Source organism: Streptomyces sp. NPDC015130 (assembly GCF_043080005.1).
Lineage (GTDB): Bacteria > Actinomycetota > Actinomycetes > Streptomycetales > Streptomycetaceae > Streptomyces.
Genome location: NZ_JBIBVC010000005.1, coordinates 230351 through 256531, shown reverse-complemented (window position 1 = coordinate 256531; position 26181 = coordinate 230351). Strand labels below are relative to the sequence as shown.

General features: G+C 73.6%; 24 protein-coding genes. 10 read left to right on the top strand and 14 right to left on the bottom strand.

Features of this window, described 5'->3' with window-relative positions; all coding sequences use genetic code 11:
• Nucleotides 1-156 precede the first annotated feature (156 nt).
• A complete protein-coding gene (locus tag ACF08F_RS12575; RefSeq protein WP_392298472.1) occupies nucleotides 157-1488 on the top strand; it encodes a PAS domain-containing protein in 1332 nt (443 codons plus the stop codon).
• Nucleotides 1489-1562: 74 nt separating this feature from the next.
• Here the strand turns inward: ACF08F_RS12575 and ACF08F_RS12570 are convergent, their stop codons facing one another.
• The 5 genes from ACF08F_RS12570 to ACF08F_RS12550 form a co-directional block, all read right to left on the bottom strand.
• The gene (locus ACF08F_RS12570) at nucleotides 1563-2672 is read right to left on the bottom strand and encodes an ABC transporter permease (protein WP_392298471.1); all 1110 of its coding nucleotides are present in this window, start codon (nucleotides 2670-2672) and stop codon (nucleotides 1563-1565) included.
• A 71-nt stretch (nucleotides 2673-2743) separates the two neighbouring features.
• Nucleotides 2744-2875 carry a hypothetical protein gene (locus ACF08F_RS12565; RefSeq protein ID WP_392298470.1) on the bottom strand — a complete coding sequence of 44 codons (132 nt, stop codon included), beginning with the start codon at nucleotides 2873-2875 and terminating at the stop codon, nucleotides 2744-2746.
• A gap of 105 nt (nucleotides 2876-2980) precedes the next feature.
• A complete protein-coding gene (locus ACF08F_RS12560; RefSeq protein WP_392298469.1) occupies nucleotides 2981-3733 on the bottom strand; it encodes an ABC transporter ATP-binding protein in 753 nt (250 codons plus the stop codon).
• Nucleotides 3730-4788 carry an efflux RND transporter periplasmic adaptor subunit gene (locus tag ACF08F_RS12555; protein WP_392298468.1) on the bottom strand — a complete coding sequence of 353 codons (1059 nt, stop codon included), beginning with the start codon at nucleotides 4786-4788 and terminating at the stop codon, nucleotides 3730-3732. Before ACF08F_RS12555 ends, ACF08F_RS12560 begins: the two co-directional genes overlap by 4 nt.
• Entirely contained in the window at nucleotides 4785-5306 is a 522-nt protein-coding gene (locus ACF08F_RS12550; RefSeq protein WP_392298467.1) for a hypothetical protein, read from the bottom strand. The genes ACF08F_RS12555 and ACF08F_RS12550 overlap by 4 nt, the downstream gene beginning before the upstream one ends.
• 89 nt (nucleotides 5307-5395) lie before the next feature.
• Between ACF08F_RS12550 and ACF08F_RS12545 the strand changes: the two genes are divergently transcribed.
• Nucleotides 5396-6052 (top strand): response regulator transcription factor, encoded by a 657-nt coding sequence (locus ACF08F_RS12545; RefSeq protein WP_392298466.1) that lies wholly within the window; start codon nucleotides 5396-5398, stop codon nucleotides 6050-6052.
• A 98-nt stretch (nucleotides 6053-6150) separates the two neighbouring features.
• Complete coding sequence (locus ACF08F_RS12540) at nucleotides 6151-7338, top strand: sensor histidine kinase (protein ID WP_392298726.1); 1188 nt, start codon at nucleotides 6151-6153, stop codon at nucleotides 7336-7338.
• 283 nt (nucleotides 7339-7621) lie between these two features.
• Here ACF08F_RS12540 and ACF08F_RS12535 read toward each other — a convergent pair whose 3' ends face one another.
• Nucleotides 7622-8377: an SIS domain-containing protein gene (locus tag ACF08F_RS12535; RefSeq protein ID WP_392298465.1), complete on the bottom strand. Its 756-nt coding sequence runs from the start codon at nucleotides 8375-8377 to the stop codon at nucleotides 7622-7624.
• A 185-nt stretch (nucleotides 8378-8562) separates the two neighbouring features.
• Between ACF08F_RS12535 and ACF08F_RS12530 the strand changes: the two genes are divergently transcribed.
• Entirely contained in the window at nucleotides 8563-9252 is a 690-nt protein-coding gene (locus ACF08F_RS12530; RefSeq protein ID WP_055642001.1) for a metal-dependent transcriptional regulator, read from the top strand.
• Nucleotides 9253-9747: 495 nt separating this feature from the next.
• Nucleotides 9748-10740: an alpha/beta fold hydrolase gene (locus tag ACF08F_RS12525; protein WP_392298464.1), complete on the top strand. Its 993-nt coding sequence runs from the start codon at nucleotides 9748-9750 to the stop codon at nucleotides 10738-10740.
• 72 nt (nucleotides 10741-10812) lie between these two features.
• On the opposite strand, the gene ACF08F_RS12520 is transcribed toward ACF08F_RS12525, so the two are convergent.
• Both ACF08F_RS12520 and ACF08F_RS12515 read right to left on the bottom strand, forming a co-directional pair.
• Entirely contained in the window at nucleotides 10813-11925 is a 1113-nt protein-coding gene (locus ACF08F_RS12520) for a serine hydrolase domain-containing protein (protein ID WP_392298463.1), read from the bottom strand.
• 323 nt (nucleotides 11926-12248) lie between these two features.
• Nucleotides 12249-13952 (bottom strand): FG-GAP repeat domain-containing protein, encoded by a 1704-nt coding sequence (locus ACF08F_RS12515; protein WP_392298462.1) that lies wholly within the window; start codon nucleotides 13950-13952, stop codon nucleotides 12249-12251.
• A 134-nt stretch (nucleotides 13953-14086) separates the two neighbouring features.
• Here ACF08F_RS12515 and ACF08F_RS12510 point away from each other — a divergent pair, with 134 nt between their 5' ends.
• Nucleotides 14087-14512, top strand: a complete 426-nt coding sequence (locus ACF08F_RS12510) for a hypothetical protein (RefSeq protein ID WP_392298461.1) — start codon at nucleotides 14087-14089, stop codon at nucleotides 14510-14512.
• 158 nt (nucleotides 14513-14670) lie between these two features.
• Here the strand turns inward: ACF08F_RS12510 and ACF08F_RS12505 are convergent, their stop codons facing one another.
• The 3 genes from ACF08F_RS12505 to ACF08F_RS12495 form a co-directional block, all read right to left on the bottom strand.
• Nucleotides 14671-16350: a transporter gene (locus ACF08F_RS12505; protein ID WP_392298460.1), complete on the bottom strand. Its 1680-nt coding sequence runs from the start codon at nucleotides 16348-16350 to the stop codon at nucleotides 14671-14673.
• The gene (locus tag ACF08F_RS12500) at nucleotides 16347-17204 is read right to left on the bottom strand and encodes an ABC transporter ATP-binding protein (RefSeq protein ID WP_392298459.1); all 858 of its coding nucleotides are present in this window, start codon (nucleotides 17202-17204) and stop codon (nucleotides 16347-16349) included. Before ACF08F_RS12500 ends, ACF08F_RS12505 begins: the two co-directional genes overlap by 4 nt.
• 141 nt (nucleotides 17205-17345) lie before the next feature.
• Entirely contained in the window at nucleotides 17346-18029 is a 684-nt protein-coding gene (locus ACF08F_RS12495) for a bifunctional DNA primase/polymerase (protein WP_392298458.1), read from the bottom strand.
• A 309-nt stretch (nucleotides 18030-18338) separates the two neighbouring features.
• Here ACF08F_RS12495 and ACF08F_RS12490 point away from each other — a divergent pair, with 309 nt between their 5' ends.
• Entirely contained in the window at nucleotides 18339-19721 is a 1383-nt protein-coding gene (locus ACF08F_RS12490; protein WP_392298457.1) for a transcriptional regulator, read from the top strand.
• 103 nt (nucleotides 19722-19824) lie between these two features.
• Nucleotides 19825-21330 carry a hypothetical protein gene (locus ACF08F_RS12485; protein ID WP_392298456.1) on the top strand — a complete coding sequence of 502 codons (1506 nt, stop codon included), beginning with the start codon at nucleotides 19825-19827 and terminating at the stop codon, nucleotides 21328-21330.
• A gap of 18 nt (nucleotides 21331-21348) precedes the next feature.
• Here the strand turns inward: ACF08F_RS12485 and ACF08F_RS12480 are convergent, their stop codons facing one another.
• Complete coding sequence (locus ACF08F_RS12480; protein ID WP_392298455.1) at nucleotides 21349-22626, bottom strand: ABC transporter substrate-binding protein; 1278 nt, start codon at nucleotides 22624-22626, stop codon at nucleotides 21349-21351.
• Nucleotides 22627-22829: 203 nt separating this feature from the next.
• Between ACF08F_RS12480 and ACF08F_RS12475 the strand changes: the two genes are divergently transcribed.
• The gene (locus ACF08F_RS12475; RefSeq protein WP_392298725.1) at nucleotides 22830-23273 is read left to right on the top strand and encodes a hypothetical protein; all 444 of its coding nucleotides are present in this window, start codon (nucleotides 22830-22832) and stop codon (nucleotides 23271-23273) included.
• 60 nt (nucleotides 23274-23333) lie between these two features.
• On the top strand, nucleotides 23334-24185 hold the full coding sequence (purU, locus tag ACF08F_RS12470) for a formyltetrahydrofolate deformylase (protein WP_392298454.1): 852 nt from the start codon (nucleotides 23334-23336) through the stop codon (nucleotides 24183-24185).
• A 48-nt stretch (nucleotides 24186-24233) separates the two neighbouring features.
• Here the strand turns inward: purU and ACF08F_RS12465 are convergent, their stop codons facing one another.
• Together ACF08F_RS12465 and ACF08F_RS12460 are read right to left on the bottom strand one after the other, a co-directional pair.
• Complete coding sequence (locus ACF08F_RS12465) at nucleotides 24234-25544, bottom strand: maleylpyruvate isomerase N-terminal domain-containing protein (protein ID WP_392298453.1); 1311 nt, start codon at nucleotides 25542-25544, stop codon at nucleotides 24234-24236.
• Entirely contained in the window at nucleotides 25541-26119 is a 579-nt protein-coding gene (locus ACF08F_RS12460) for a sigma-70 family RNA polymerase sigma factor (protein WP_392298452.1), read from the bottom strand. Before ACF08F_RS12460 ends, ACF08F_RS12465 begins: the two co-directional genes overlap by 4 nt.
• Nucleotides 26120-26181: the final 62 nt, after the last annotated feature.

Here is a 26181-nt window from a genome sequence, read left to right as displayed (position 1 = left end):
GAAAAGAAACCATGTCTTCGGATCACCTCCTTTCGCGTGTACCCACACCCTAGGAACCCCCCTCACGCGCCTCAACCCATTTATTCAATTCGCCGAAGAGGGTGTGCCCTGCGTCACGTTTCCAGTTGAATGGGCGCAGCAATGGGGGGTACCGGGATGAGTGCTTTCACGGGGGCCGCGAGTGAGACGGCGTCCGTTCCGGGGGCCGGGGGCGATCTGTTGGCCGCGCTGCTCGACGGGATGGACGCGGCGCTCTGCGCCCTGGACGCCGACGGGACGATCACGCACTGGAACCGTGAGGCCGAGCGGATCCTCGGCTGGTCCGCCGGCGAGGCCGTCGGCCGGCGCGGTTTCGGGGGGTGGGCGGCGCGCGGCGCCGACGCCGAGGAGACCCTCGGGCGGCTGATGGGGGCGATGAAGGGCTCCGGCCGGCAGGTCCACGAGCTGGCGCTGCTGCGCAAGGACGGCGGGCGGGTCCTCGTGCGGAGCCAGGCCGCCGGGGTGCGCGGCGCCGACGGCAGCCCGGCGGGCGTCTACTGCGCCTTCAGCGAGGTGCACGTCCAGCTCGATCTGGAGCGTTCGGTCGCCCTGAGCGAGGCCCTCTTCGAGGACGCCTCCTGGGGCGTCGTCCTCGTCGACGCCGATCTGCGCCCCGCCGTCGTCAACGGCCACGCGGCCCGCGCCTTCGGGACGGGCCGTACGGCCCTGCTCGGGCGCCCGCTCGGCGATGTCGTCGTGCACGGCGCGGAGGAGCTGGAGGGCGCGCTCCAGCACGTCCTGGCGGAGGGCACGCCGCCCGCGCCCGCCGATGTGTGGGTGACGCTGCGGACCCCGGAGGGCGAGCGGCGCCGGTGCTGGCGCAGCGGCTTCCTGCGGCTGTCCTCGCCGATGGCGGAGGAGCCGGTGCCGCTGGGCGTGGCCTGGCTGTTCCAGGACGTGACGGAGCAGCGGCTCGCGGTGCGCGAGGCGGACCGGCTGCGGTTCCGGTGGAGCCAGCTGCACCGGGCGGGCGTGGCGGCCGCGGAGTGCGAGGACCCGGAGGAGGCGGTGACGGTGCTGCTCGACTTCGCCCTGGCCGGTTTCGCGGACCACGCCCTCGTCGACCGGGTCGTCGGCGAGCGCCGGCTGACCCGCGCCCTCGCCACGCCGCCCGGCGCCCCCGGCCCGTCCTCCCCGGTCGTGGGCGGCGGCATCCCGCTGCGGTACGGGCCGCGGCACCCGGCGCTCCAGGCCTGGGACCGGGCGGGCGCGGTGCGGGCGAGCGCGGGCCGGACGGCCGAGGTGTGGGCGGAGGCGCACCAGTGGCCGGGGGACGCGGCGCACGCGCTGTGCGTGGTCCTGCGGACCCGGGGCCGGACGCTGGGCGTGCTGACGTTCCTGCGGGCGTCCTGCCGCCCGGGCTTCGAGCGGGAGGACGTGATGTACGCGGAGACGGTGGCGTGCCGGGTCGCGGCGGAGCTCGGCGCCGACGCTCCGCCGGAGGGGTGAGGTCCGGGGGAACGCCGGCGCGGTGAGGTCCGGCGGTGCGTCGGACGCCGAGCGGGCGTCCTCCGGCGTCGGTCCTACGCCGTCTGCAGGGCCAGCGTCGGTGACAGCCGGGACGCCCGTACGGCCGGGTACAGCCCCGCGACCGTACCGATCACCAGCGTCGCGCCGAAGCCGCCGCCCACCGCCCAGGGCGGCACCACCCACGGCAGGCCGCCCGTGTGCGCGTACACGCCCGTCGCCGCCCCGCCGAGCACCACGCCCGCCAGGCCGCCGAGGCCGGAGAGCATCAGGGACTCCGTCACGAACTGGATCCTGATCTGGCCCCGCGTCGCGCCGAGTGAGCGGCGCAGTCCGATCTCGTGGCGGCGTTCGAGCACCGAGATGATCATGGTGTTGGCGACTCCGACGCCGCCCACGAGCAGGGCGATCCCGCCGAGGCCCAGCAGCAGGGTGGAGAAGGCCCCCTCGGTCGCCGCCCTGGCCTGGAGGGCCGCCGACGGGTCGCCGACCGACACGTTCCGCGGGTTCTCCGGGTCGATCGTCGGGGCGAGCAGCCGCTGGACGGACCGTACGGACGCGTCGGTGGACCGCTCGTACACCGCCGTCGGATGCCCGTCGAAGCCGAGGAGCCGCTGCGCGCCCTCCCAGCCGACCAGTGCCGCCCGTTCGATCTCGGGCGCGAGCGGCAGCGGGTCGAGGATGCCGACGACGGTGAAGTACCGGTCGTCGATCCAGACCTGTCGGCCGGGCTCGGTGATGCCGAGCCGTTCGGCCGCGACATGGCCCAGCACCACGGCCGGATAGCGGCCGTTGGCGGCGTTCAGCCAGGTGCCGGCGGCCGTCCCGCCGCGCAGGACGGCGAGCAGCCGTTCCGTGGCGGCCTTGACGGCGATGCCGCCGGTCTCGCCCTCGGGGATCTTCTCGGAGCGCCGGACCGTGCGGTCGAGGTCGGCGGTCGCACCGACCTCCTCGACGCCCTCGATCCGGCCGACCATGCCCACCGCGTCCTTGGGGAGCTTGACCTCCTCCCCGCTGAACATCGCCTCGCCGGGCTTGGCGACCAGCATGTTCGTGCCGAGCGCGTCGAGCTGCCGCATCAGCTGGGCCTGGCTGGAGGCGGAGATGCCCACGACCGCGATCATCGTGGCGATCCCGATGGCGATGCCGAGCGCGGACAGGACCACGCGCGCGGGCCGGCTGCGCAGTCCGGCCGAGCCGACGTGGAGGACGTCACGCGGCCCGAGCCGCGCGGCCTTCAGCCCGGCGCGTGCGCGTCGTACGCGTCGTGCCTGCCGGTCCGCACGCCGGTCCGCACGCCGATCTGTGCGTCGGTCTGCCTGCCGGTCTGCCTGCCGGTCCGCACGCCGATCTGTGCGTCGGTCCGCACGCCTGTCCGCACGCCGGTCCGCTCGCAGGTCTGTGCGTCGGTCCGCCTGCCGGTCTGCGCGCCGGTCCGCACCGCGGTCCGCTCGCCGGTCTCCGCTGCCGCCCGTCATCGGGCCATGACCTCTCCGCTCGCCGTGTCCGCGACGATCCGGCCGTCGCGGATCCGGACCTGGCGCGGCAGCCGGTCGGCGATCTCCGCGTCGTGGGTGATGACCGCGATCGTCGCGCCCTGCCCGTTGAGGGCGTGCAGGAGGTCCATCACCGCCTCGCCGCTCGCCGAGTCCAGCGCGCCCGTCGGTTCGTCGGCGAGCAGCAGGTCGGGTTCGCCGACCACCGCACGGGCGATGGCGACGCGCTGCTTCTGCCCGCCGGACAACTCGTGGGGGCGGTGCTTCATGCGGTCGGCGAGACCGACGCGGGCGAGCGCGTCGGCGGCCATGGCCCGCCTGCGCGCCCGGGGGAGCCCGGAGTACAGCAGCCCCTCGGCGACGTTCTCCAGCGCGCCGACGCCGGGCACCAGGTGGAAGGCCTGGAACACGAATCCGATGTGGCGCGAGCGCAGGGCGGACAGCCGGCGGTCCGGCAGCGCGGCCACGTCGTGGCCGGCGATCTCCACCGTCCCGGCGCTGGGCCGGTCCAGGGTGCCGACGATGTGGAGGAGGGTGGACTTGCCGGATCCGGACGGGCCGACGATGCCGAGGAGTTCCCCGGCGCCGACGGTGAGGTCGACGTCGTCGAGGGCCCGGACCCCGCCCGCGTACTCCTTGGTGACCCCGGAGAGCCTGACGACGGTGCCCGTCCGCCCACCGGCCGGCGCACTCGCGCGCGCGGGCGCATGGGCCCTCTTGCTCGTGCTCATGCGGACGGCACCCCGACCTTCGTGCCCTCGCGCAGACCCTTGCCGTCGATCTCGACCCGGCCCTGGCCGAACATGCCGAGCTCGACCTCGACGTCCCGGGTCCGCCCGTTCTCGACGACCTGGACGCCGAAGCCGCCGCCGGGCAGGGCGAGGAGGGCGTTGACGGGCACGGACAGGACGTCTCTCCGGGTCTCCCCGGTGAGGTCGACGGTGACCGGGGACTGGTCCACGCCCCTGACCTTCGCCGGTGCGTCGAAGGAGACCGTGATGTCGATCTTCGGGGTCCGGTCCTGCGGATCGCTGCCAGCGGAGGCGGTCCTGCCCACGGAGGAGACCTTTCCGGGTGCCGTGGTCCCGTCCGGGAGCCGTACGGAGACCTTGGTGCCGGTCTTCGCGAGGGCGGCGTCCGCGACGGGCAGCCTGAACCGTACGACCCGCTCGGAGCCGGTCACGGTCAGCACCGGCCGCCCGGGCCCCACCTGGTCGCCGGTGGCGGCGCCCGCCTCCTTGACGCGTACCGCGCTGCCGGCGAAGGCGACGGTCTCGGGGCCGAGGCTGCCGGTCCGCTTCAGGCCGTGGGACTTCTGCCAGCGCTTGACGGCCTCGGCCGTGTACGACGTGTACTCCTCGTCGACGGTGAAGCCGACGTAGCCGAGGGCGGCGAGGTTCTCCTCCAGCTGCCGCACGTCCCTGCCCTTGTCGCCGGTCTTCAGGGTCCGGTACATGGGCTCGGCGCCGTACATGAGGAGGACGGGCCTGCCGTCGACCTCGTACAGCCGCTCGTCGCGCTCGACGGTGGAGCCGGGCGGGGCGATCCGGGTGAGGATCCCGGACGGCCCGGCGTTGATCTTCCGCTCGCCGAGGTAGCCGAGCGTGCCGTCCTGTTGGGAGCTGTCGCTCAGGTCGCCGCGGGTGACCGGGGTCGTGGCGGGCACTCGTCCCTCGTCCGCCACGGCCCGCGGTTCCTCGGGGGCGGCGAGCGCGGTCACCGCCACCCCGGCGCCCGCGACGACGACGAGCGCGGCCACGGCGGCCACGAGCGTGCGCCGGCTCATCGCGCCACGCCCGCGCAGGCCTTGTCGGCCTTCTCGAACTTCTTGGCCTCCGCGCCCTGGGGTACGGGCCGGGCCGCCGTCATCCCGCCGCCGCCGAACTCCGGGTCGGGCATGTCGAAGCCGTTCTTCCGCATGCACTGGGCGTACTTGATCATCTTGTCCTTCTCGGCCTGGGTCGGCTCCTTGCCCAGACCGGCGCCGCCCTTGCCCTGACAGGCCTTGAACGCCTTCTCCATCTTCTCCTTCGACATGCCGTCGCCGCCGATGGTCAGGCCGACGCCCTGCTCGCCCGGCTTCGGCTCGGGCACGTCCAGGCCCTGCTCGCGCAGGCACTTGCGGTGTTCAAGGGCCTGGTCGGCCTGCTCGACCTCGTCGCTCACGCCCTCGCCGCCGTCCTTGGCACCGCCGCCGTCGGCGGTGCACGCGGTGGTGAGGAGGCAGAGGGCGGCGAGAGCGGCGGCGGCAGCCAGCTGGAGGGTCTCGCGGGTCGTACGTCGGGTGCTCGTGGTCGTCGTCATGAGCGGGAGCGTGCGCGCGGGCGGTGTTTCGTTTCTCTCACCGGATCGGTTTACGGAGACGAAAGCCCAGGTCCGGTAGACAGGTGGCCATGCGCGTACTGGTGGTGGAGGACGAGGCGTTTCTCGCCGAGATGATCGCCGAGGGGCTGCGCCGCGACGCGCTCGCCGTGGACGTCGCCGGCGACGGCCTGGAGGCCCTGCGGAAGCTGCAGTTCGGCGAGTACGACGTGATGGTCCTCGACCGCGACCTGCCGGGGATGCACGGCGACGACGTCTGCCGGCGGGTGGTCGGGCACCGGCTGATGACCCGGGTCCTGATGCTGACGGCGGCCGGGACGGTACGGGACCGGGTCGAGGGCCTCGGACTCGGCGCCGACGACTACCTCGCCAAGCCCTTCGCGTACGACGAGCTGCTCGCCCGCGTCCTCGCCCTGGGCCGCCGCGCCCGGCCCGCGCTGCCGCCCGTCCTCGAACGGGCCGGGATCGTCCTGGACAGCGCGCGCCGGCAGGCGAGCCGCGACGGGCGGCACCTGCACCTGTCGCGGAAGGAGTTCGCGGTCCTGGAGGCACTGCTGCGGGCCGAGGGGGCCGTCGTGAGCGGCGAGGACCTGATCGAGCAGGTGTGGGAGGAGCACACCAGCTACCGCACGAACGCGGTACGGGTGACCCTGAGCAAGCTCCGGGCGAAGCTCGGCGAGCCGCCGGCGGTGGAGACGGTGCCCGGCGCGGGCTACCGGATCGCGTGATGCGGCGGCCCACGAGGACCGGGCGGCCCACGCAGCCCACGAGGCCCACGAGGGCGGGGTGGACCGCGCTGAACCCGAGGTTTTGGGTGCGCGGGGCCATGGGCGGCGAACGGGCCCGCCTCACGGCGCTCTACGGCGGACTGCTCCTCCTCGCGGGCGCGCTCCTCACCGGAGTCGTGTACTTCCTGGTCAAGGACGGCCTGTACTCGTCGATCAGCGTGGCCATGACGACGGCCGTGCCCGCGCAGCGCCTCCAGGACCTGCCCGCCGCCACCACGCCCAGCCCGCTGTGGACACCGGCCCTGCCCGCGACCGCGGCACCGTTGCCGCCGGGCGTGACCCCGGGCATGGCGATCACCCGGACGCTGAGCGACGCCGCCGAGAGCGCCGCGCTGGAGCGCCTGCTCACGGTCTCCCTGACCGTCCTCGCCGCGTACGCCGGCCTCTCGGTCGCGCTCGCCTGGTGGATGGCGGGCCGGGTCCTGCGCCCGGTCGCCGTGATCACCGACACGGCCCGTCGACTGTCCGGGGAGAACCTGCACGAGAGGATCGCCCTGGACGCGCCGCCGGGGGAGCTGAAGCGCCTCGCGGACACCTTCGACGGGATGCTCGGGCGGATGGAGCGGCTGGTGTCGGCGCAGCAGCGGTTCGCCGCGAACGCGGCGCACGAGCTGCGGACCCCGGTCGCCGTGCAGCGGGCGGCGGCCGAGATCGGCCTGGCCGGGGATCCGGGCCCGGAGCGGGTGGCCCGGATCCGGGAGAAGCTGATCGAGGTCGCCGACGCCAGCGAGCGGACCATCGAGGGACTGCTGCTGCTCGCCTCCTGCGACCAGGGGCTGCGGGAGCGGCGGCCGGTGGCGGTGCACGAGGCCGCCGCGGGGGCGGTCGAGGCGCTGTCGGCCGAGGCGGCCGAGCGCGGGATCACGGTCTCGCTGGACGCCCGACCCCTGACCGTGCGCGGCGACGCGGTCCTCCTGGACCGGCTGGCGCACAACCTGGTGGCGAACGCCGTCCGGCACAACGTCCCGGACGGCCGCGTGGAGGTCCGTACGGGCCCGGGGGGCCTTGAGGTGACGAACACCGGCCCGGTGGTCCCGCCCGACACCGTGCCCCTACTCTTCGAGCCCTTCCGCCGGCTGTCCGCGCGCACCCAGGCCCCCGGCGAGGGCGTGGGCCTCGGTCTGTCGATCGTCGAGTCCATCGCCCGCGCCCACGACGCGCCGGCCACGGCGAGTGCCAACGCGGAGGGCGGCGGCCTGACGGTCCGGGTGCGCTTCCCGCAGTAGCCCAGTAGCCCAGTAGCCCGGTAGCCCAGTGGCCGAGCAGCCGAGCAGCCGAGCAGCCGAGCAGCCCGGTGGCCCGGTTCCTCAGCGGCCCGGCGGCGGACCCGTTCTAGGGCGTGTTGCGAAAGTCCCGCCTGCCCGACGGCGCCTGGCACGCACGCTCGCCGCGTTATCGGGATCACCCCGATACATCCAGTATCGGGGCGACCCTCCGCCTTGCGATCGCACGCACCAGACGCCGTCGGGCCCGCCCTTCGGGCGGCCGGCGCTACTTTCGCAACACGCCCTAGTGCCGGTAGAAGATCCGGTCGGCGTACTCCGACATCACGCGGCCGTTCCACTCGTGCCCGCCGTCCACGTTCCCCGAGCGGAGCAGCGGCGGCTCGATCCCCCGGCGTACGAGCTCCTCGGCCGCGGCGGCCATCGTGGCCTGCATGAGGGCGCTGGTCACGACGGTCGAGGCGGGGGCGAAGGGCGCCTCGATGCCGTCGTGGGTGAGCTCCGCGTCGCCGACGGCGATACGGGAGTCGAGGACGATGTCGCAGTGGTCCTTGAGGTACTGCCCCGAGACGTGCCGCGACTTCGTCTCCGTCGCGTACGCCACCGAGGTGACGCCGATGACCGTGAGGCCGAGCGCCCGGGCGTTCATCGCCATCTCGACGGGCAGGGCGTTGCGCCCGGAGAGGGAGATGATGATCAGGACGTCCCCGGCCTTGGCGGGGGAGGAGTCCAGGACGGCCCCGGCGAGGCCGTCGACGCGCTCCAGGGCGGAGCCGAGGGTGGCGGGCATGACGTCCACGCCGACGACGCCGGGGACGGCGAGCAGGTTCATCAGGGCGAAGCCGCCGGCCCGGTAGACGACGTCCTGAGCGGCGAGCGAGGAGTGGCCCGCTCCGAAGGCGAAGAGCCGGTTGCCGTTCGCGACGGCCTCCGCGATGGCCGCTCCGGCGGCGGCGATCTCGGCGGAGTCCCCGTCGCGGACCTGCTGGAGCAGGCCGATAGCGGCGTCGAAGAACTGTCCGGCCAGCTTGCTCTCGCCCATGACGGCGACTCCTTCTCGTCGTGGCTCCCGGCGGGGCTCTCGTCGTGGCTCTCGCCGAGTCGCGGATCACCGTGCGGTCTGGACCATTGCTCTGTCAATACCGCCTCACCCCGGTGAGGCCCGGTTGTCGGTGTGATGCGTCAGAATTGGGGCAGGGCCAGCGCACGACTCATCGAGGGGCACGTATGTCCGGACTGATCGACACAACGGAGATGTATCTCCGCACCATCCTCGAGCTTGAGGAGGAAGGTGTGGTCCCGATGCGTGCCCGGATCGCCGAGCGGCTCGACCAGAGCGGCCCGACGGTGAGCCAGACGGTGGCCCGGATGGAGCGCGACGGCCTGGTGGCCGTGGCGAGTGACCGCCATCTGGAGCTGACGGACGAGGGCCGTCGCCTCGCCACCCGCGTCATGCGCAAGCACCGGCTCGCGGAGTGTCTCCTCGTCGACGTGATCGGCCTGGAGTGGGAGCAGGTCCACGCGGAGGCCTGCCGCTGGGAGCACGTGATGAGCGAGGCCGTGGAGCGCCGGGTCCTGGAGCTGCTGCGTCACCCGACGGAGTCGCCGTACGGGAACCCGATCCCGGGCCTGGAGGAGCTCGGCGAGAAGGCGGAGGCCGAGGCGTTCCTGGACGACTCGATGGTCTCCCTCGCCGACCTGGACGCGAGCGGCGGCAAGACGGTGGTCGTGCGCCGGATCGGCGAGCCGATCCAGACGGACGCCCAGCTGATGTACACGCTGCGGAGGGCGGGCGTGCAGCCCGGTTCCGTGGTGTCGGTGACGGAGTCGCCGGGCGGCGTCCTGGTGGGCAGCAGCGGCGAGGCCGCCGAGCTGGACGCGGAGGTCGCGGCGCACGTCTTCGTCGCGAAGCGCTGAGTCCGTCCCGTACGGAGTGAGGGGCGCCCCGCCGGGTCACGGCGGGGCGCCCCTCCGTCGTCGCGGGGGTCACGAACGCGTGTCGACTCGCCGCCGGGGCGGCCAACGGTCCGTCGCGCGCCCCGGTTTACGCCGGAATGGCCACGCCCGCCCCCTCGGCGTGCCACGCTGGTACGAGCTGGGCGTGGAAGGGGTGTGAGGCCATGAGGGCCACGGACGGCAGGGGTCTCCGAACGGCAGAGGGCCCCGGCGCCTTGTGGCGCCGGGGCCTGTCCTCCCCTGTGCTGACCTGGAGCCCCGAGCTCTCAAGGTCAGTCCCGTCGGACCGTTTTTCCCCGAGCGGTCCGCCTCCCGTTCAAGATCTCCCCTCGGCAGCGGGAGTCAATCCTTGAGCCCTGTCACTCGAACGAGGGGTGTTGGGTGGCAGAAGCGCATTTTCGAATGCGAGTTCGATAGTCTGATGCGGTTCGACGGGAAAGAGGGGGTGCCAGGGACATGGCGCGACGACTCGACGTCACCGGGGCCGGCGGCGTACGCCTGGCCGCCTGGGACTACACGACGCTGACCGGCGGAAACGAGGACCCGAAGGCCGCCCCGCGGCCACCCGCGCCCCGGCCCGCGCCGGCACCCGCCGCGCTGCACCGGGAGGGCCTCCCCGTCCCCGCCGCGACCCGCGCCGCCCCGGCGACCGCCACCCCGTCCACGGCTTCCGTGCCTTCCACGCAGGGTGTGTTACTCCTCCACGGCCTCATGGGGCACGCCGCCCACTGGGCCCCCGCGGTCCGCCGCCTGACCGGACGTCACCGCGTCGTCGCCCTCGACCAGCGGGGTCACGGCCACAGTCAGAAGCCGGCTGCCGGCCCCTTCACCCGCGAGGCGTACGTGGCGGACGCGGCCGCGGCCGTCGAGCAGCTCGGCCTCGGCCCCGTCACCCTCGTCGGCCACTCCATGGGCGCGCTCACCGCCTGGCAACTCGCCGCCGAGCGCCCCGACCTGGTCCGCGCCCTCGTCATCTGCGACATGCGGGCCTCCGCCCTCGGCGCCGCCTCGCAGCGCGCCTGGCAGGACTGGTTCCGGGGCTGGCCCGCGCCCTTCCCGTCCCTGGACGCCGCCCGCCGCTGGTTCGGCGAGGACGACCCGTGGGTCGAGCGCCCGAACCCCGCCCGGGGTGCCTTCTTCGCCGAGGTGATGGCCGAGCACGCGGACGGCTGGCGCCCGGTCTTCGACCCGGCGCAGATGCTGACGTCCCGTGAGACCTGGGTCCACGACGCTCACTGGGACTCGCTCGCCCAGGTCCGCTGCCCGACCCTCGTCGTCCGCGGCCTCGACGGCGAACTGGGCCGCGCGGAGGCCCAGGAGATGGTCAGGGTCCTGCCCCACGGGGCGTACGCGGAGATCCCCGACGCGGGTCATCTCCTCCACTACGAGCACCCGCAGGCCTGGAGCGAGGCCGTCGAGCCCTTCCTGAACGGGGTCCTGACGCCGTAGAACCCCCTGGCGGCACAGGGCTCCCTCCCGCCTCCGGTGGGGGTCCTCGGCGCTTCTCCGGCGGGCCACCCCCTACTTCGTGAGCGCCGCGCCGACCACGGTCTCGACCCGCTCGCGCTGGGCCTGAGGGGTGGCCAGGGCGTCGGGGCGCAGGACGTACGTGACGCGGCGCTGCGGGGCGGTCGTCGCGAACACGCCGCTGGTCCAGCCGCCGCTGGAGCCGGTCTTGCCCCAGACCCGGGTGCCGTCCAGGTCGATGCCCATCAGTCCGCCCGCGCTGAAGCAGGCCGTGGCCCCGGGGCAGCTGGTGTTCCCGGGGGCGCCCGGGACGGCGGGTATCTCGAAGAGGTGCCGCTGCTGCGTCGGCGGGAGCAGCCGTCCGTCCAGCAGGGCGCGGAGGAACCTGTCGAGGTCGGTCGTGGTGGACGTCAGGCCGCCCTCCGCCCAGGCCCAGGCGATGGCCGGCTCCTCGGAGAGCGCGGTGTCCCGCAGGGCGAGCGGGCGCAGGACGCGCCGGTCGAGCTCCTCGGCGAAGGAGCGGCCGGTGAGCCGCTCCACGAGCAGTCCGGCGACGAAGCTGTTGAGCCCGTTGTACTGCTGGACGGTGCCGGGCGCCGGGACGTGGCCAGGGCGGCCCGTCGCGTCCGCCGCGAAGGAGGCCGTCACGACCCCGCTCGGGTCGAGCGGGACCTTGGCCGGGCGGGGGAAGTCGCTCGTGTGGTCCAGGATCTGCCGGACCGTCACGCCGGAGTACGCCGCCGGGATCAGCTCGGGCAGGTGGGGGCGTACGGGCTCGTCGATGCGTATCCGGCGCTCGGCGACGAGCTGGAGGAGCACCGCGTCGGTGAACACCTTGGTCACGCTCCCCACCGGGACCCGCGCGTCCGCCGTCACCGGCCCGGCCGTCCCGGTGTACGGGCCTCTCAGGCCCCGGCCGGCGCCCCGCACCACCGCCGCGTCCGTCACGTCGTCGGGCAGGGTGGCCAGCAACGCCCGCACCGCGGTGGGTGAGTGGTGAGGGGCGGGCGCGGCCGTCGCGGCGGGCGCGGCGCCGACCCCGGCGGTGACCGCGGCGAGCGCGAGGCCGGTGACGGCGAGACGCCGGAGACCGCGGGGGCGGGAGGGGGAGGAGGTGGCGGCGGAAGCGGCGGAGGCGGGGGACTGGGCGGCCGGGAGAGCGGTCATCGGGGAGCTCCTGGGGACGATGCGGTCGGGTTCGAGCGGTTGAAGCGGTTCAAGCGGTTCAAGCGGTTCAAGCGGTTCGAGCGGTTCAAGCGGTTCGAGCGGTTCAAGCGGTTCGAGCGGTGCGGGCGACGCGGTGCTCGGCGGCGCCGCGGCGTTTCGTTCTGCGTCAACCATCGCCCCCGCACCGCCCGTTGCTCATCGGTGATCACCCGGACCCGACCCTGACCGCACCCCGACTCCCCCTCAGGGCCGCACATGGGGGGACGGCCCCCACCCCGGGCAGGGGTGGAGGCCGTCGAGTGGGTCGTCCGGGAACGGACCGGCTAGAACAGCAGGTTGTACCGCTGCCAGCCCGAGCCGATCCGCGCGCGCGTGGCGTACGGCTTGGTCGCGACACCCGTGCCCGCGTAGTACCAGAGCGTCCCCGAGGAGTCCCGGGCCACGAGGTCCGCCTTGCCGTCGGAGTTCAGATCGCCCGGCGCCACCATGGAGTTGTAGGCCTGCCAGCCGTGGCCGATCTGCCTGCGGTCGCCGAAGGGCTTCGCCGCCGTGCCCGTACCGGCGTACAGCCACTGCCTGCCGGCCGTGTCGCGGGCCACCAGGTCGGCCCGGCCGTCGCCGGTCACGTCGGTGCCGCCCACCAGGGAGTTGTACGTGCCCCAGCCCGCGCCGATCCGCACGCGGGCGCCGAACGGCGCCGTGGCGGTGCCGGTGCCCGGGTAGAGCCACAGCGTCCCGGTGGTGTCCCGCGCGAGCAGGTCCGCCTTCCTGTCGCCGGTCAGGTCCGCGGCGCCGGCCAGCAGGTCGAAGGCGTTCCAGCCGCCGCCGACCCGCAGCCGGTCCTTGTAGATGCCGCCGTCACCGGACATCCGGTAGAACCACAGCACGCCGCCCTTGTCCCGCCCGACCGCGCCGGGCCCGGTGCTCTGCACGGTGACGGGGCCGAGCCGGGTGAGGGCCGAGTACCGGTTCCAGTCGAAGTTTCCGCCGACCGGGCTGGTCCAGTGGAAGGGCGAGGAGAGCTTGCCCGTGCCCGTGTAGTCCCACAGCCAGCCCTCGGCGTCGCGGCCGACGAGCCGGTGGCGCTCGATCACCGGGACGGGGCTGCTGACGGCGAAGTCGGACGCCTTCTCCGGGTTGCCCGTGCCGAAGGTGTACACCTCGTACGTCGCCTGGGTCCGCACGCGCCACGCGGGCGCGTTCGCCGCGGCCTTGAGCCCGTAGGTGATCGTGTAGTCGCCGGGCTTCGTGATGTCGCAGCGGAAGTCGCCGACCTCGCCGAGCGAGTGGTCGCACGTGGCGCCGGCGGCGCCGCCCGCGCCGATGCCGTCGGCGGTGACCTTGAGCTCGCCCTCGTCCCAGTTCCGGTAACCGGGCGCCGCGGACAGGTACAGGCTCAGGTGGCCCTTGTCGACCGCGTGCAGCTTGGTCGTGTGCTTCACGCTGCCGCCGGCCGGCACGGTCGGCGTCGACATCGTGATCGTGTTCTGCGCGACGTGCGCCCGGCTCTTCACGGTGATCGTCGCGTGCGCCCGGCGCGTGCCGACGGGCTTCGAGGCGGCGGTCTGCGCCTCCTTGATGCCCGCGTCGATGCTCGCCCCGCGCGGCACGTAGACGAGGCTGTAGTAGGCCGTCGTGCCGTTCGCCGCCGTGCTCGTCGCCGAGATGTCGGGCGTGGGGTTGCCCCAGCCCCTCAGGCCGCACAGGTACACGCCGGGCTTCCCGGCCTTCGGCGTGCAGCCCTCGGCCCGGTCCACCTTCAGCCCGGTCGGCAGCCCGCCGCCGGACCAGCCGGCGTCCGTGAGCGGCTTCTTGCTCACCGCGTACACGTACGTACCGTCCGGCTCGCCACCCTGGGTGCTCTGCGGGGACAGCCAGACCCACCCCTCGCCCGGCATGAGGACCTTGTTCTCGACCGGGTCGAACCCGAACGTCGGGTCTCCCGCCGCCACGGCGGTACCCGTTCCCCCAACGCCGCCCGTCACGAGCAGCGCGGCCGCGACACCGGCCCCCACAAACTTTCGCAAAGCTCCCGCTCCCCCACATATTCGAACAATCGGCGGACGGTAACACGCGCCCCGAAAGTCCGACACGCCCGGGGTTCGCGCCATCGACAACCCCCTATACACCCGGTGTATACACACTGCGTATAGTCGGCCGCATGGCACCGCCTCCACACACCGCGACCGCCCCCCGCCTCCTCAAGGCGCTGATCGTCTCCGCGATCGCCGTCGCGGCGGCGCATCTCGTGCTGTCCGACACCCTGCGCCTGTCCTTCAGCAGCCAGGCCGCCGCGACTCTGGGCGCCGCCCCCGGCTACTCGGCGGACCAGGCGTTCACGACCGCACTGATCAACACGTTCCTGGCGATGCCGTTCGTCCTGTGGGCGGGGATGCGGATCAGCGGGGAGCGGCGGGTCGGCCCGATGGTGCTGACGGGCACCGCCGCCTGGGTCGTCGCCCTGGGGAACGGCATCGACCTCCTCGACGACGCCCCCGGGACGCTCCTCCCCCTCCGCTCCCTCGTCCTCGTCGTCGCCGTCACGGCGCTCGCGTCGCTGGTACGGCGCCGGTCACCCGCCTCCTGACGAGTGACCGGCAACCGGCATCCGGCATCCGGCATCCGGCAACCGGCATCCGGCATCCGGCAACCGGCATCCGGCAACCGGCATCCGGCATCCGGCATCCGGCATCCGGCGCCCGACGACCGGAATCGACGGCGGGCGACCGGCGCCCGGCGCCGGGGTCACCCCTTGCTGACCGCCGCCAGGATCTCCGGCAGCCGCGCCGCCGTCCGCGGGGCCGCCAGCTTCAGGCCCGCCTGGACGAGCAGCGCGCCGTAGAGCACCCCGGCCGGAAGGAGGAGCCACAGCAGGGACCGCTGGTCGGAGAGGTGGAGGTAGACCGTCACCCCGATGAGCGGGGCGCACAGCAGCATCGAGCCCAACATGCCGCCGAGGATCGACATCCAGGCCAGACCGCCCTGCCCCGGCACCACGTTCTTGTAGCCGCTGTCCTGCGGGATCGAGTACGGGAAGACCGCCGAGGCCAGCGCCCCCGAACCCAGCAGCGCCCCCAGCAGGCCGAACGACAGGCCGAGCGCCTCCGGGAAGGCCGACCAGTCGCCGAGGACGGCGGCCGTCGCCACCGTCACGAGGGCGGTGAACGGCAGGGTCACCGACAGCAGGGCCAGGGCTCGCGCCCGGAGCTCCGCGTACGCGTCGGCCGTCGTCGAGACGGTCTGCGCGACCATCCAGAACGCCGAGGTGTCCTGGCCGAACTGGTTGTACATCTGGACGCCGAGCATCCCCGAGGCGAAGCACGCCCAGTAGATCGAGCCCGTGCCCTGGAAGGCGTTGAAGACCGGCACGATCAGGCCCATGGCCAGCGAGGTCACCCACGCGGCCTTCGTCTTGGGATCGCGCCAGATGTAGCGCAGGGTGCGCTCCATGGCCGCGCCCGTGCGACCGCCCGGCAGGATCCGGCCGAGGAGCCCCGTACCGCCGGACTTCTCGCGGACGCCCTTGCCGGACGACGCGCCGATCGTGGAGCCGTCCGGCTCGACCATCAGCTTCACCAGGCTCCGCCGCCACCAGTGGACGAGCGCCACGAGCGCCGCCGCCGTGAGCAGCAGCCGGACCGCCGCCACGGCGTGGTCGCCGTTGCTCGCCGCGTCCACCGCGCCGATCGCGGCGGCGGGCGGCAGCCAGCCGACGACCGCGGCCGCCGGTTCGAGCGGGCCGAGACCGCCGGCCTGGCCGAGGCGCTGGGCGCCGAAGTTGACCAACTGCATGCCGACCGCGATCACCAGACCGCTCAGCAGCGCCAGGTCCCGGCCCTTGCGGGAGGTCAGCAGCCGGATGTTCGCCGCGACCACCGCCCGGGACAGCGCGACGCACACGACCGTCACGAGCGGGACGGCGAGGACGGCGACGACCGTCCCGGCGGCGCCCCGCGCGACCGACACGGCCGCGCCGAACGCCAGGCACAGCGTGAGGACCGGCCCGACACCCACCAGGGACGCCACCAGCAGGGCCCGGACCAGCGGCCGGGGTTGCAGCGGCAGCATCACGAGCCGCGAGGGGTCGAGGGTCTCGTCCCCGGTCGGCACGAACAGCGGCATGACCGCCCACGAGAGCGCCACGACCCCCGTGAGGAGGACCGCGATCGTGTCCGCGTCCGCGCTGCCCCGCAGCAGCACGGAGGACAGCACCATGGCCGCGGCGAAGAGCACGCCGAAGACGATCGAGACGATGTACGCGGCGGTCCGCCCGCCCGACTGCCGCAGCCCGTTCTTCAGCAGCGACAGCTTGAGCCGTACGAAGACCGCGGTGAGGGACGGCACGGGGGCGTCGGCGGGGGCGGGCGAGGGACCCGCGGAGGGGGAGGGGAAGGGAGAGGTGGACGGCGTGGCGTTCGTGCTCATCGCTGCGCCCCGCCGCCCAGCCAGTCCAGGGACTCCCCGGCCGTCTCGTGCCCGCTCGCCCCGACCAGCTCCAGGAACGCCGCCTGGAGCGAGGGCCGGTCGCCGCGGACCTCCGCGAGCGTGCCCTGCGCACGGATCCGGCCCGCCGCCATCACGGCGACCCAGTCGCAGAGCGACTCGACCAGCTCCATGACGTGGCTGGAGAAGACGACCGTAGCGCCGGACCGGGTGTACCGCTCCAGAACCCCGCGGATGGTCTGCGCGGACACCGGGTCGACGCCCTCGAACGGCTCGTCCAGGAAGAGCACTTCGGGGTTGTGGAGCAGGGCGGCCGCGAGGCCGATCTTCTTCCGCATGCCGGTCGAGTAGTCGACGACCAGCTTGTTCTGTGAGCCGGTCAGGTCGAGGACGTCGAGGAGCTGCGCGGCCCGCTTGTCGACCTCGGCGCCCGGCAGCCCCCGCAGCCGGCCGCTGTAGGCAAGGAGTTCACGGCCGGAGAGCCGCTCGAAGAGCCGCAGGCCCTCCGGCAGGATGCCGATCCGGGCCTTGACCCGGGCGACCGACTCGGGGTCCGCCCAGACGTCGTGCCCGGCGACCAGGATCCGCCCCTGGTCGGGCCGGAGCAGGCCCGTGATCATGGAGAGGGTGGTGGTCTTGCCGGCGCCGTTGGGCCCGACGAGCCCGATGAACTTCCCCGCCGGCAGCACGAGATCGATCCCGTTCACCGCGATCTGCTGGCCGAAACGCTTCCACAGCCCCTCGACACGCACTGCGGGCACCGCACCGGAATCCGGTGCGGTGCCCGCAGTGGCGCCCGCCTTGTCGAAAACTCCGTCAAATGCCTGGTCAGGCATGGTCCGTCAACCCTTCGGTTGTCCCCGTGAATACGGGCACCACCATACGGGTGAGGCCTGACCCGCCCCAGTGATCACGAGCCCGTGGCCGGCGTTCACCGAGCCTCGTGGCCAGAGATCACCGAGCCCGACGCCCCGGGTTCACTGAGCCCGGCCGCGGGCCTCCGCCGCTTCCCGGCCGCATGCGTACGCGAGGGGGCTGATCAGCTCCTCCGCATCGGGGAGCCAGCGGTTCGCCGGGGTGGGGCGCCGCGCCCACTGCACCGCGCCGACGCCGCCGATCCGGGTGGGCGGGGCCGCCACGTAGTGGCCCTCGCCGCGCGTCACGAGGTCGATCGAGGCCGGCACCCAGCCCAGCTTGCGGACCAGGTCGGGCACCTTGGCGGCGGCGCCCGGCAGGACGAAGAAGAACATCCGGCGGTCCGGCGTGCAGGTGACGGGGCCGAGCGTCAGCTCCATGCGCTCCATCCGGGCGAGCGCGAGGAAGCCGGCCGACTCCGGCACCTCGATCGCGTCGAACGTCCGGCCCGTCGGCAGCAGGATCGACGCCTTCGGCGTCTTCGACCACATGCGCCGCGCCCCGACGCCGCTCCCGGTGGCCTGTGTCGACCAGTCCGGCTTGACCGCGTGCCCGCCGGGGACGGCGCACTCCGCGCCGCAGGAACAGCGCTCCCTGCCCTCGACGGCTTCAAGCCAGGTCCCGGGGAACACGTCCCAGTGCCGCTCTTCCGCGTACCGCACGGCGCTGTCCAGCAGCTGCTCGCCTCGCTGCTGGGGGATCTGTGCGGCTTCCGTGACTCCGATGGTCTCTTCCACGGTGAGCACAACTGCCCCCGCCACCTGGGGTTACGGGCGCGGGGAAGAGCGGTGTGACGCATCGATCCTGCATACGGGGCGCACGGGTGCACCGGCGGGGGCGCGCGGGGGCCGGGGGAGCGGGGGGTGGGTACGTACCGGTGGGGGCGCCGGCGGCAGCGTCGCGGCCGGCGTGTCCGGTGCCGAGCGTGTGGCACGTGCCACCGGAACTGTCCGGTTTCGCGTGTTCACATCGGCATTGACCGGATATCCACCGGGCATTGATCACTTCTCGTGATCACTGCACCTGTGATCACCGTTCGGCCTCAGGGGGTACTCATGGCAGCCAGGCCACTCGTCGCGCGTCAGCCGAACGAACGGCTCCAGGCGCTCATCCAGGAGGCGGCCTGTTCGCACGCCGGCCTCGCCCGCAGGGTCAACATGGTCGGCGCCGAGCGCGGCCTCGACCTGCGGTACGACAAGACGTCGGTGGCGCGGTGGCTGCGCGGGCAGCAGCCGCGCGGCCGGGCGCCGGGGATCATCGCGGAGGCGCTGGGCCGCAAGCTGGGCAGGACGGTCACGATCGACGAGGTCGGGATGGCGAACGGACGGAACCTCGCCGCGGGTGTGGGGCTCCAGTTCGCGCCGACGGTCCTCGGGGCGATCGAGCAGGTCTGCGAGCTGTGGCGCAGCGACGTGGGCAGGAGGGACTTCCTGACGGGTTCGACGGTCGCGGCGTCGGCGCTGGTCGAGCCGAGCAGGGACTGGCTGATCACCGGTCCGGACACGCACGTGGCGCGGCTCGCGGGCGCGCGCGTCGGGGTCGCGGACGTGGCGGCGGTGCGGGAGATGACGAGCGCGCTGGTCGACCTCGACCGGCGGTTCGGCAGCGGCCACGTGCGGCCGGTGGTGGTGCACTACCTGAACAGCGTGGTGTCGGGGATGCTTTCGGGCTCGTACCGGGAGGCCGTGGGCCGGCAGCTGTTCGGGGCGGCCGCGCGGCTCACCGAACTCGCCGGGTACATGGCGGTGGACACGGGGGAACCGGGGCTCGCGCAGCGGTACTACATCCAGGCGCTGCGGCTCGCGCAGGCGGCGGGGGACCGGGGCTACGGCGGTTACGTGCTGGCCGCGTCGATGAGCCACCTCGCCGCGCAGCTCGGGAACCCCCGGGAGATCGCCCAGTTGGCGCGGGCGGCGCAGGAGGGCGCGCGGGGCAAGGTGCCGCCGAGGGCCGAGGCGATGTTCCTCGCGGCCGAGGCGCGCGGGCACGCGCTGATGGGGGACGTGAGCTCCTTCGAGACGGCGGCGGGCCGTGCCGTGCGGGCGCTGGGGCGGGCCGATCCGGAGGCGGGCGACGACCCGGTGTGGATCGCGCACTTCGACCAGGCCTATCTCGCGGACGAACTGGCGCACTGCTACCGGGACCTGGGGCAGGCGGAGGAGGCGGCGCGGGCGGCGCGGGAGTCGATCGCGGGGCATCCGGAGACGCGGGCGCGGCGCCGGGCGATCGGGCTGGCCCTGCTGGCCTCGGCGCAGGTGCAGCAGCGGGAGGTGGAGCAGGCCTGCAAGACGGGGACGCGCGCGCTCGAACTCCTGGGCACGCTGCGGTCGTCGCGGGGCGCCGAGTACCTCGAAGACCTGAGGGAGAGTTTGGAGCCGTACGCGGGGGAGGCGGTGGTGCGGGAGTTCCACGCGCGGATGGACCTGTCCGCGCCCTAGGCGTGTCGAGGTTGTGTAACCGGCCTCACACGTGTGTGCGGAGCGCCGCGCGCACCCGGTAGCGTGAGCCGACGATTCCATAGGTTTATCGGTAGGAGTCCCGGTGACGCAGAACGGACAGGGTCAGGAGCCGCAGTACCCGGCGGCGCCCCCCGCGCACGACGGTGCCTGGGGTCCCGCCGGTGGTCACGCGGGCGGGCAGCCGCTCCCGCCCGCGCAGCCGCTGCCGCCCGAGGCGACGCCGGGCGCCGCCGACATGCAGTCCACGCAGTACCTGGCGCCGGTCCCGCAGCAGCAGTTCCCGCAGGCGCCGCCGATACCGCCGCAGCTCCCGCCGCAGCCGGGGTACGGGTACCCGCCGCCGGCCGCGCAGGCCGCCGCGGACATGCAGGCCACCCAGCACATCGCGCCGGTCCCCGGCGCGATGCCGCCGGTGCAGGCCCCGCAGCCGGGGTACGGATACCCGCCGCCGGCCGCCCAGGCCGCCGCCGACATGCAGGCGACGCAGCACATCTCCGCCGTGCCGCCGCATCCGGGCGCGGGCTCCGACACCCAGTTCCTGGGGACGGGCCCGCTCCCGCACCAGGGGCCGGGGCAGCCCGCGGGCTCCTCGGACGCGACCCAGTACATCGCTCCCGTGCCGCCGCAGGCGCAGGCGCCGCAGCCGCCCGGTGAGCGGCAGCCGCCCGCCGAGTTCGACAACCTCTTCCGTACGGAGGCGCCGCGCGCCCCGCAGCAGCCACAGGGCTACCAGCCGCCGCTGGGGGCACCTCCCGGGCCGCAGGGCCCAGGGGGACAGCAGCCCGCCCCGCCGGCGTACCAGCAGCACCAGCAGCACCAGGGCCCGCCGCAGCACGGCTACCAGCCGCCGCAGCCGCTGGGGGCACCTCCCGGGCCCCTGGGCCCAGGGGGGCAGTACGCGTACCAGGACGCCTACTACGACGACGAGCCCGAGCCGCCGCGCCGGAAGTCGCCGGTCGCGCTGATCGCCGCCGTCGTCGTCGGCTGCGCGGTCGTCGGCCTCGGCGCCGGGATGCTGCTCAGCGGCGAGGACGAGAAGGACCCCAAGACGCCCGGGCAGAACGTGGCCGCGAGCTCCGCCGCGCCCTCCGCCACCACCACCGAGGCGCCGCCCACGGAGAAGCCGGTCGACCCGGCGGAGCCGCAGGCCAAGGAGCTGGACAAGCTCCTCGCGACCAGCAACAGCAGCCGTGACACGGTGATCAGCTCGGTCGCGAAGATCAACCAGTGCAAGGACCTCGACAAGGCGGCGCGCGACCTGCGGGGCGCGGCCGACCAGCGCCGGGGCCTGGTGACCAAGCTCCGGACGCTGTCGGTCGACAAGATCCCGAACAGCCCCGCGCTGACGGCCGCGCTGACGAAGGCCTGGCAGGCCTCGGCCTCCGCGGACGACCACTACGCGGCCTGGGCGGTCCAGATGAAGGACAAGAAGGCCTGCAAGGGCGGCAAGGCCAAGCGGACCAACCGGCTGGCCGAGGCGGAGCAGAAGAGCGGCGAGGCCACCGCCGCCAAGAAGCAGGCGGCCGGGCTGTGGAACCCGACCGCCGTGAAGTACGGACTGGAGAAGCGGACGCCCACGCAGCTGTAGGGCGGTGTGTGAGGGCGGCTACGGGGCGCTGAGGACGGTCTCGCCGACGTCGACGAAGCCGGGCTTCTCCGCCACGAGCCGCCCCTGGCGGACCACCTGGAACGTCACCTTGTGGTTGACGGCCCGGGTGAGGCCGGGGGCACCGAGCAGGTCCTCGTACTTCCAGCGCAGGCTGGGGGTGAGGCCGCCGGTGTCGATGCGCGCGCCCCGGTCGAGGGCGTGGGTGAGCCCCTCGGCGGTGATGCGGTCCTTGTCGAGGGACTCGACGACCGACTTGAGGACCGTGTAGGCGATCCACGTGGTCTGGACGCCCGCGTCGGCCGGGTCGACGCGGTTGTCGGCGAAGGCGTGCTCCTGGATGACCTTGCGCATCGGCGCCCAGCTCTTGTCGGAGGCCTCCGGGTACCAGCCGGTGACGTACGCGCCCTCGAAGGGGCTGTGGGCGCCGCCGGTGCGGTCGATGACGGGCTGGGCGACGCTGCCGAGCACCGAGGAGATACGGACGGGGTCGCTCTGCTTGCCGGAGCCGCCGTTCTTCCCCTCCGAGGGGAGGCGGCGGAAGGAGTCGAAGAAGGTCTGGGTGCGCTCGCCGAGCACGGCGGTGACGCAGCCGTTCTTGCGGCCGGCCTTGTCCCGGGCGCGGCCGGCCTGCTCGGTGTACTCGCCGGCGTCCTCGACGGCGGGGATGTCGACGGCGCTGCGGTGGCTGGCCTTGCGGAGGCCGGAGTTGAGGAGGTCGGGGAGCCGGTCGCCGGCGACGGTGTCGGGACGGACGAGGGAGACCGTGCGGCAGGACTCGGCGAGCTGGATGCCGTGGCCTGCGATGAGGGAGGCCTGGCCGCCGTTGACGGGGTAGGAGAGCGAGCTGGTGAACTCGTCCTCCGAGATGCCGTAGCCGCCGATGTACGGGATGCCGGCGGCCTCCAGCGGGGCGAGGAACGCGCTGCCGTTCTGGCTGTACGAGCCGACGACCGCGACCGCGCCTTCGCGGACGGCCCGGCGGGCGCAGGCGGCGGCGCCGGCGCCGGTGTTCTGTTCGTTGCAGGTGAGGACGCGGAGTTCGTGGCCGTCGATGCCGCCCTGGGAGTTGATCCACCGGGCGTAGGCCTGCGCCATGGCGGGCATTCCGGGCATGTTGGTCGCTTGGGTCTGGTCGGGTGCCCAGGTCATCACCGTGACGGGCTCCCTGGAGCCCCCCGTGGTCCCAGGGAGCACGCCACACCCGGTGAGCAGCGACGCTCCGGCCGCCGCGGTGGTGACGTACGCGAGGAGTGAGGTCAGTCGCCTACCGGTCATGGGCATGCACATTTCCGCCTCACGGGTAACGCGGGAGTGAGCACGGTTCAACGATGGGTGACGTGAAGGTGAATTACGGGGGCCGGGCAAGGATGAGGAGGGGGTGAGTCCGCTTACGGGGCAAGGGAACGTACGATCGAAACGTGTCCAGTCCAGTCTCCGGTTCGGTGAACTCTTCCCGTCGTGGCCGTCGCTCCTCCACCATGGGCGGCATGCCGCTCAACGACATGCCGTGGTGGCGCTGGCGCATCAACGTGCGTTCCGCGCTGCACATGCTCTCCGACCCCGGGTTCCACGAGACGACCTGGCTGACCGGCCAGGAGGGGTACGGCGACGTCACCGACGCCGTCTACCGCCTCGTCGAGGACACCTGGCTCGACAACTGGTCCGCCGAGAAGTACGTGGGTGCCGTCTTCCGCGACAGCGGCGAGGCCGCTCTCGTCGACGTCGCCGTGCTCCGCGTGCTGCGGATCCTGCACCAGGTCGGCCCGGACGCGCCCGTCTCCGCCTACCTGCAGCACCAGGGCTGGCCCGAGGCCGTCCTGGCCGCCCGCGAGGCACACGTACGGATGGCGGTGGCCGACGGGGAGGACCCCGACACGCCCCCGCGCTCCCTCGACGTGCTCCGTATCATGACCCGGTCCTGAGCCGTTCCGCCTGGCGGACGCCGGCTCTTGCGGGCCTCTCTCGTGTGGCAGGCTGACGGGATGACCGACCAGTACGTCCTCACCCTTTCGTGCCCCGACAAAAAGGGCATCGTGCACGCCGTGTCGAGCTACCTGTTCATCACCGGGTGCAACATCGAGGACAGCCAGCAGTTCGGAGACCACGACACGGGTCTCTTCTTCATGCGGGTCCACTTCTCGGCCGACGCGCCGGTGAACGTGGAGAAGCTGCGCGCGAGCTTCACGGCGGTCGGGGACTCCTACGGGATGGACTGGCAGATCAACCGCGCCGACGACCGCATGCGGATCGTGCTCATGGTCTCCAAGTTCGGGCACTGCCTGAACGACCTGCTGTTCCGCTCGCGGCTCGGCGCGCTGCCGGTGGAGATCGTCGCCGTCGTCTCCAACCACACGGACTTCGCGGAGCTCGTCGGCTCGTACGGCATCCCCTTCCGCCACATCCCGGTCACCAAGGACACCAAGGCCGAGGCCGAGGCGGCCCTGCTCGACCTGGTCCGCGAGGAGAACGTCGAGCTGGTCGTCCTCGCCCGCTACATGCAGGTGCTCTCCGACGACCTGTGCAAGCAGCTCTCGGGCCGGATCATCAACATCCACCACTCCTTCCTGCCGAGCTTCAAGGGCGCCAAGCCCTACCACCAGGCGCACGCGCGCGGTGTGAAGCTGATCGGCGCGACCGCGCACTACGTGACGGCCGACCTCGACGAGGGCCCGATCATCGAGCAGGAGGTCGAGCGGGTCGGCCACGAGGTCACCCCGGACCAGCTGGTCGCGGTGGGCCGTGACGTGGAGTGCCAGGCCCTGGCCCGCGCGGTGAAGTGGCACGCGGAACGCCGCATCCTGCTGAACGGCCACCGCACCGTCGTCTTCGCCTGACCCCCGGGGGGCCTGCCCGGAGGCGACCGGGCGAGGCCCCGGCCCGGATCAGAGGCGACTGAGCGAGGCCGCCGCCGACAGGACGTCGCGGATGGCCTCCCGGTCGCCGTCCTGGCCGGCCGCGGCCTCCTCCGGCGAGATGTGCCCGGCCACCAGCTGGCAGAACTCCACCCCGTCCATCGCGACCTGCGCCACCGCCAGGTCCGGCGAGCCGACCGCCGCCGGGGAGTCCAGCGCGATGTACCAGTGGCCGCCGCCCGCGCCCTCGACCTCCAGATGGAGCGAGCGGCCGGGCGCGCCCGCGGCGACGAGCTGACGGGCCGGGGCGGCGAGGCCGCTGCGACGGCGGCCGGCGAGGGCCGCGGGGAGCAGCCGGGCCGCCAGGTCGATCATGCCGTGCAGATGGGCGCCGCTCGGCGGGGCGTACGGGTACGCCACCGCGTTGGCGATGTCGTCCGCGTGCAGCCAGCACTCGAAGGCCCGCTCCAGGAGCGAGTCCCGCAGCGGCAGCGCGAAGTCCTTGTAGGTGACCGTGAGGTCGCCGACGCCACGGCCCGCGAAGGAGACCGTGCGGATCAGGGTGTGCGTCTGGTCCCGCCAGGGCCCGCGCAGCGCGCGGTTCGGCGGCCGGTCGAGCGCCGACCAGAACGCCTCGGTCCGCTCCGTCGGCGAGAGCTCGGGCACGCCCGCGCCCAGCGGGTCCTTGATGCCGAGCGCGGAGCTCACCAGGCCGTCCACGGCCAGGAGGTGGCCGATGACCCCGGCGACCGTGGTCTTGCGGCGCACCAGGTGGTCCTCCTCGTACCACTTCAGCCGCACCGGGGCGTGCCACTCCGACTCGCCGATGTCCCGGAGCAGCGCGTCGAGCCGGGCGGTCTCCGCGTCGTACGGCGTGACCCACTCGGGCACCGGTACGCGGGCGGGGCGGCGGCCCAGGCAGTTCTCCAGGACCCGGGAGCGCAGCAGCGGGTCGAGGTCCAGGTCACGGTCCTCGTGGAGCAGTGCGACGGCGTCCCGCAGCCGCAGGGCCTCCTCGGCGCAGGGCGCGCACTCGGTGAGGTGGTCCTCGACGGCCTTCGTCTCCCCGGCGGAGCACGCCGAGAGCGCCCAGGCCCCGAGGAGGGACTTGAGCACGCGGTGCGTCAGCTGGGGCACGTCCGGAGGTTCGTCGGGGTCCTCCGCCGGGCCCGGCTCGGCCACCGGGGTCTCCGGGGCCGCCCGGGTCTCCGGGGACGCCGGGAGCTCCGGGGCGGCCGGCGGGAGCGCCGTCAGGTCCGCGTGGTCGTCCGCCGACCGGCGCGGTCCCGGTATCCACGGGGCGCGTGCGACGTCGTCCGCGTCGCCGTTCGCCCCCGTCACAGCGTCCGCCCGTAGCCGCCGGGAGGCGAGGAGCCCTCCAGGGGGCGGGTGTTCGCCGAGGAGAGCAGCTGGAGCCCGAGCCGGAGGCGCCGTCGCGCCTCGTCCTCCGTGACCCCGAGGTCGGCGGCGGTCTGGCGGTAGTCCCGCCGCTGGAAGTAGGCCAGTTCGAGCGCGGCGCGCAGCGGGGCCGGCATGGAGGTCACGATGTGCTCGGCGCGGGCCGCGACGTGGGCCCGCCGGACCTTCTGCTCCAGCTCCTCGGCGGAGCCCTGTCCGGTCTCCGCGTAGGCCGTCGCCTCGGCCTGCCGCAGCCGGTGGACGGCCTGCCGCTGGGTCAGCCGGGCGACCCAGGAGCGCATGTTGCCCTGCTTGGGGTCGTAGTCGTCGGGGTTCTCCCAGATGTAGCCGAAGACCTCGCGGGTGACCTGGTCGGCCGCGTCGTCGTCGTCGAGCACCCGGTGGGCGAGGCTGTGCACGAGCGAGGCGAACCGGTCGTAGAACTCGCCGAGGGCGGCGGCCTCTCCGGCGGCGAGTCGCTGCTGCATCTTGCGGTCCCAGCGTGGTGGTGTCTCCATCGCCCTGCGAATCCTCCGTCCCCTGCCGGTCCTTGGGTTCTCTCGCTCTCGTGCGCTCCTCC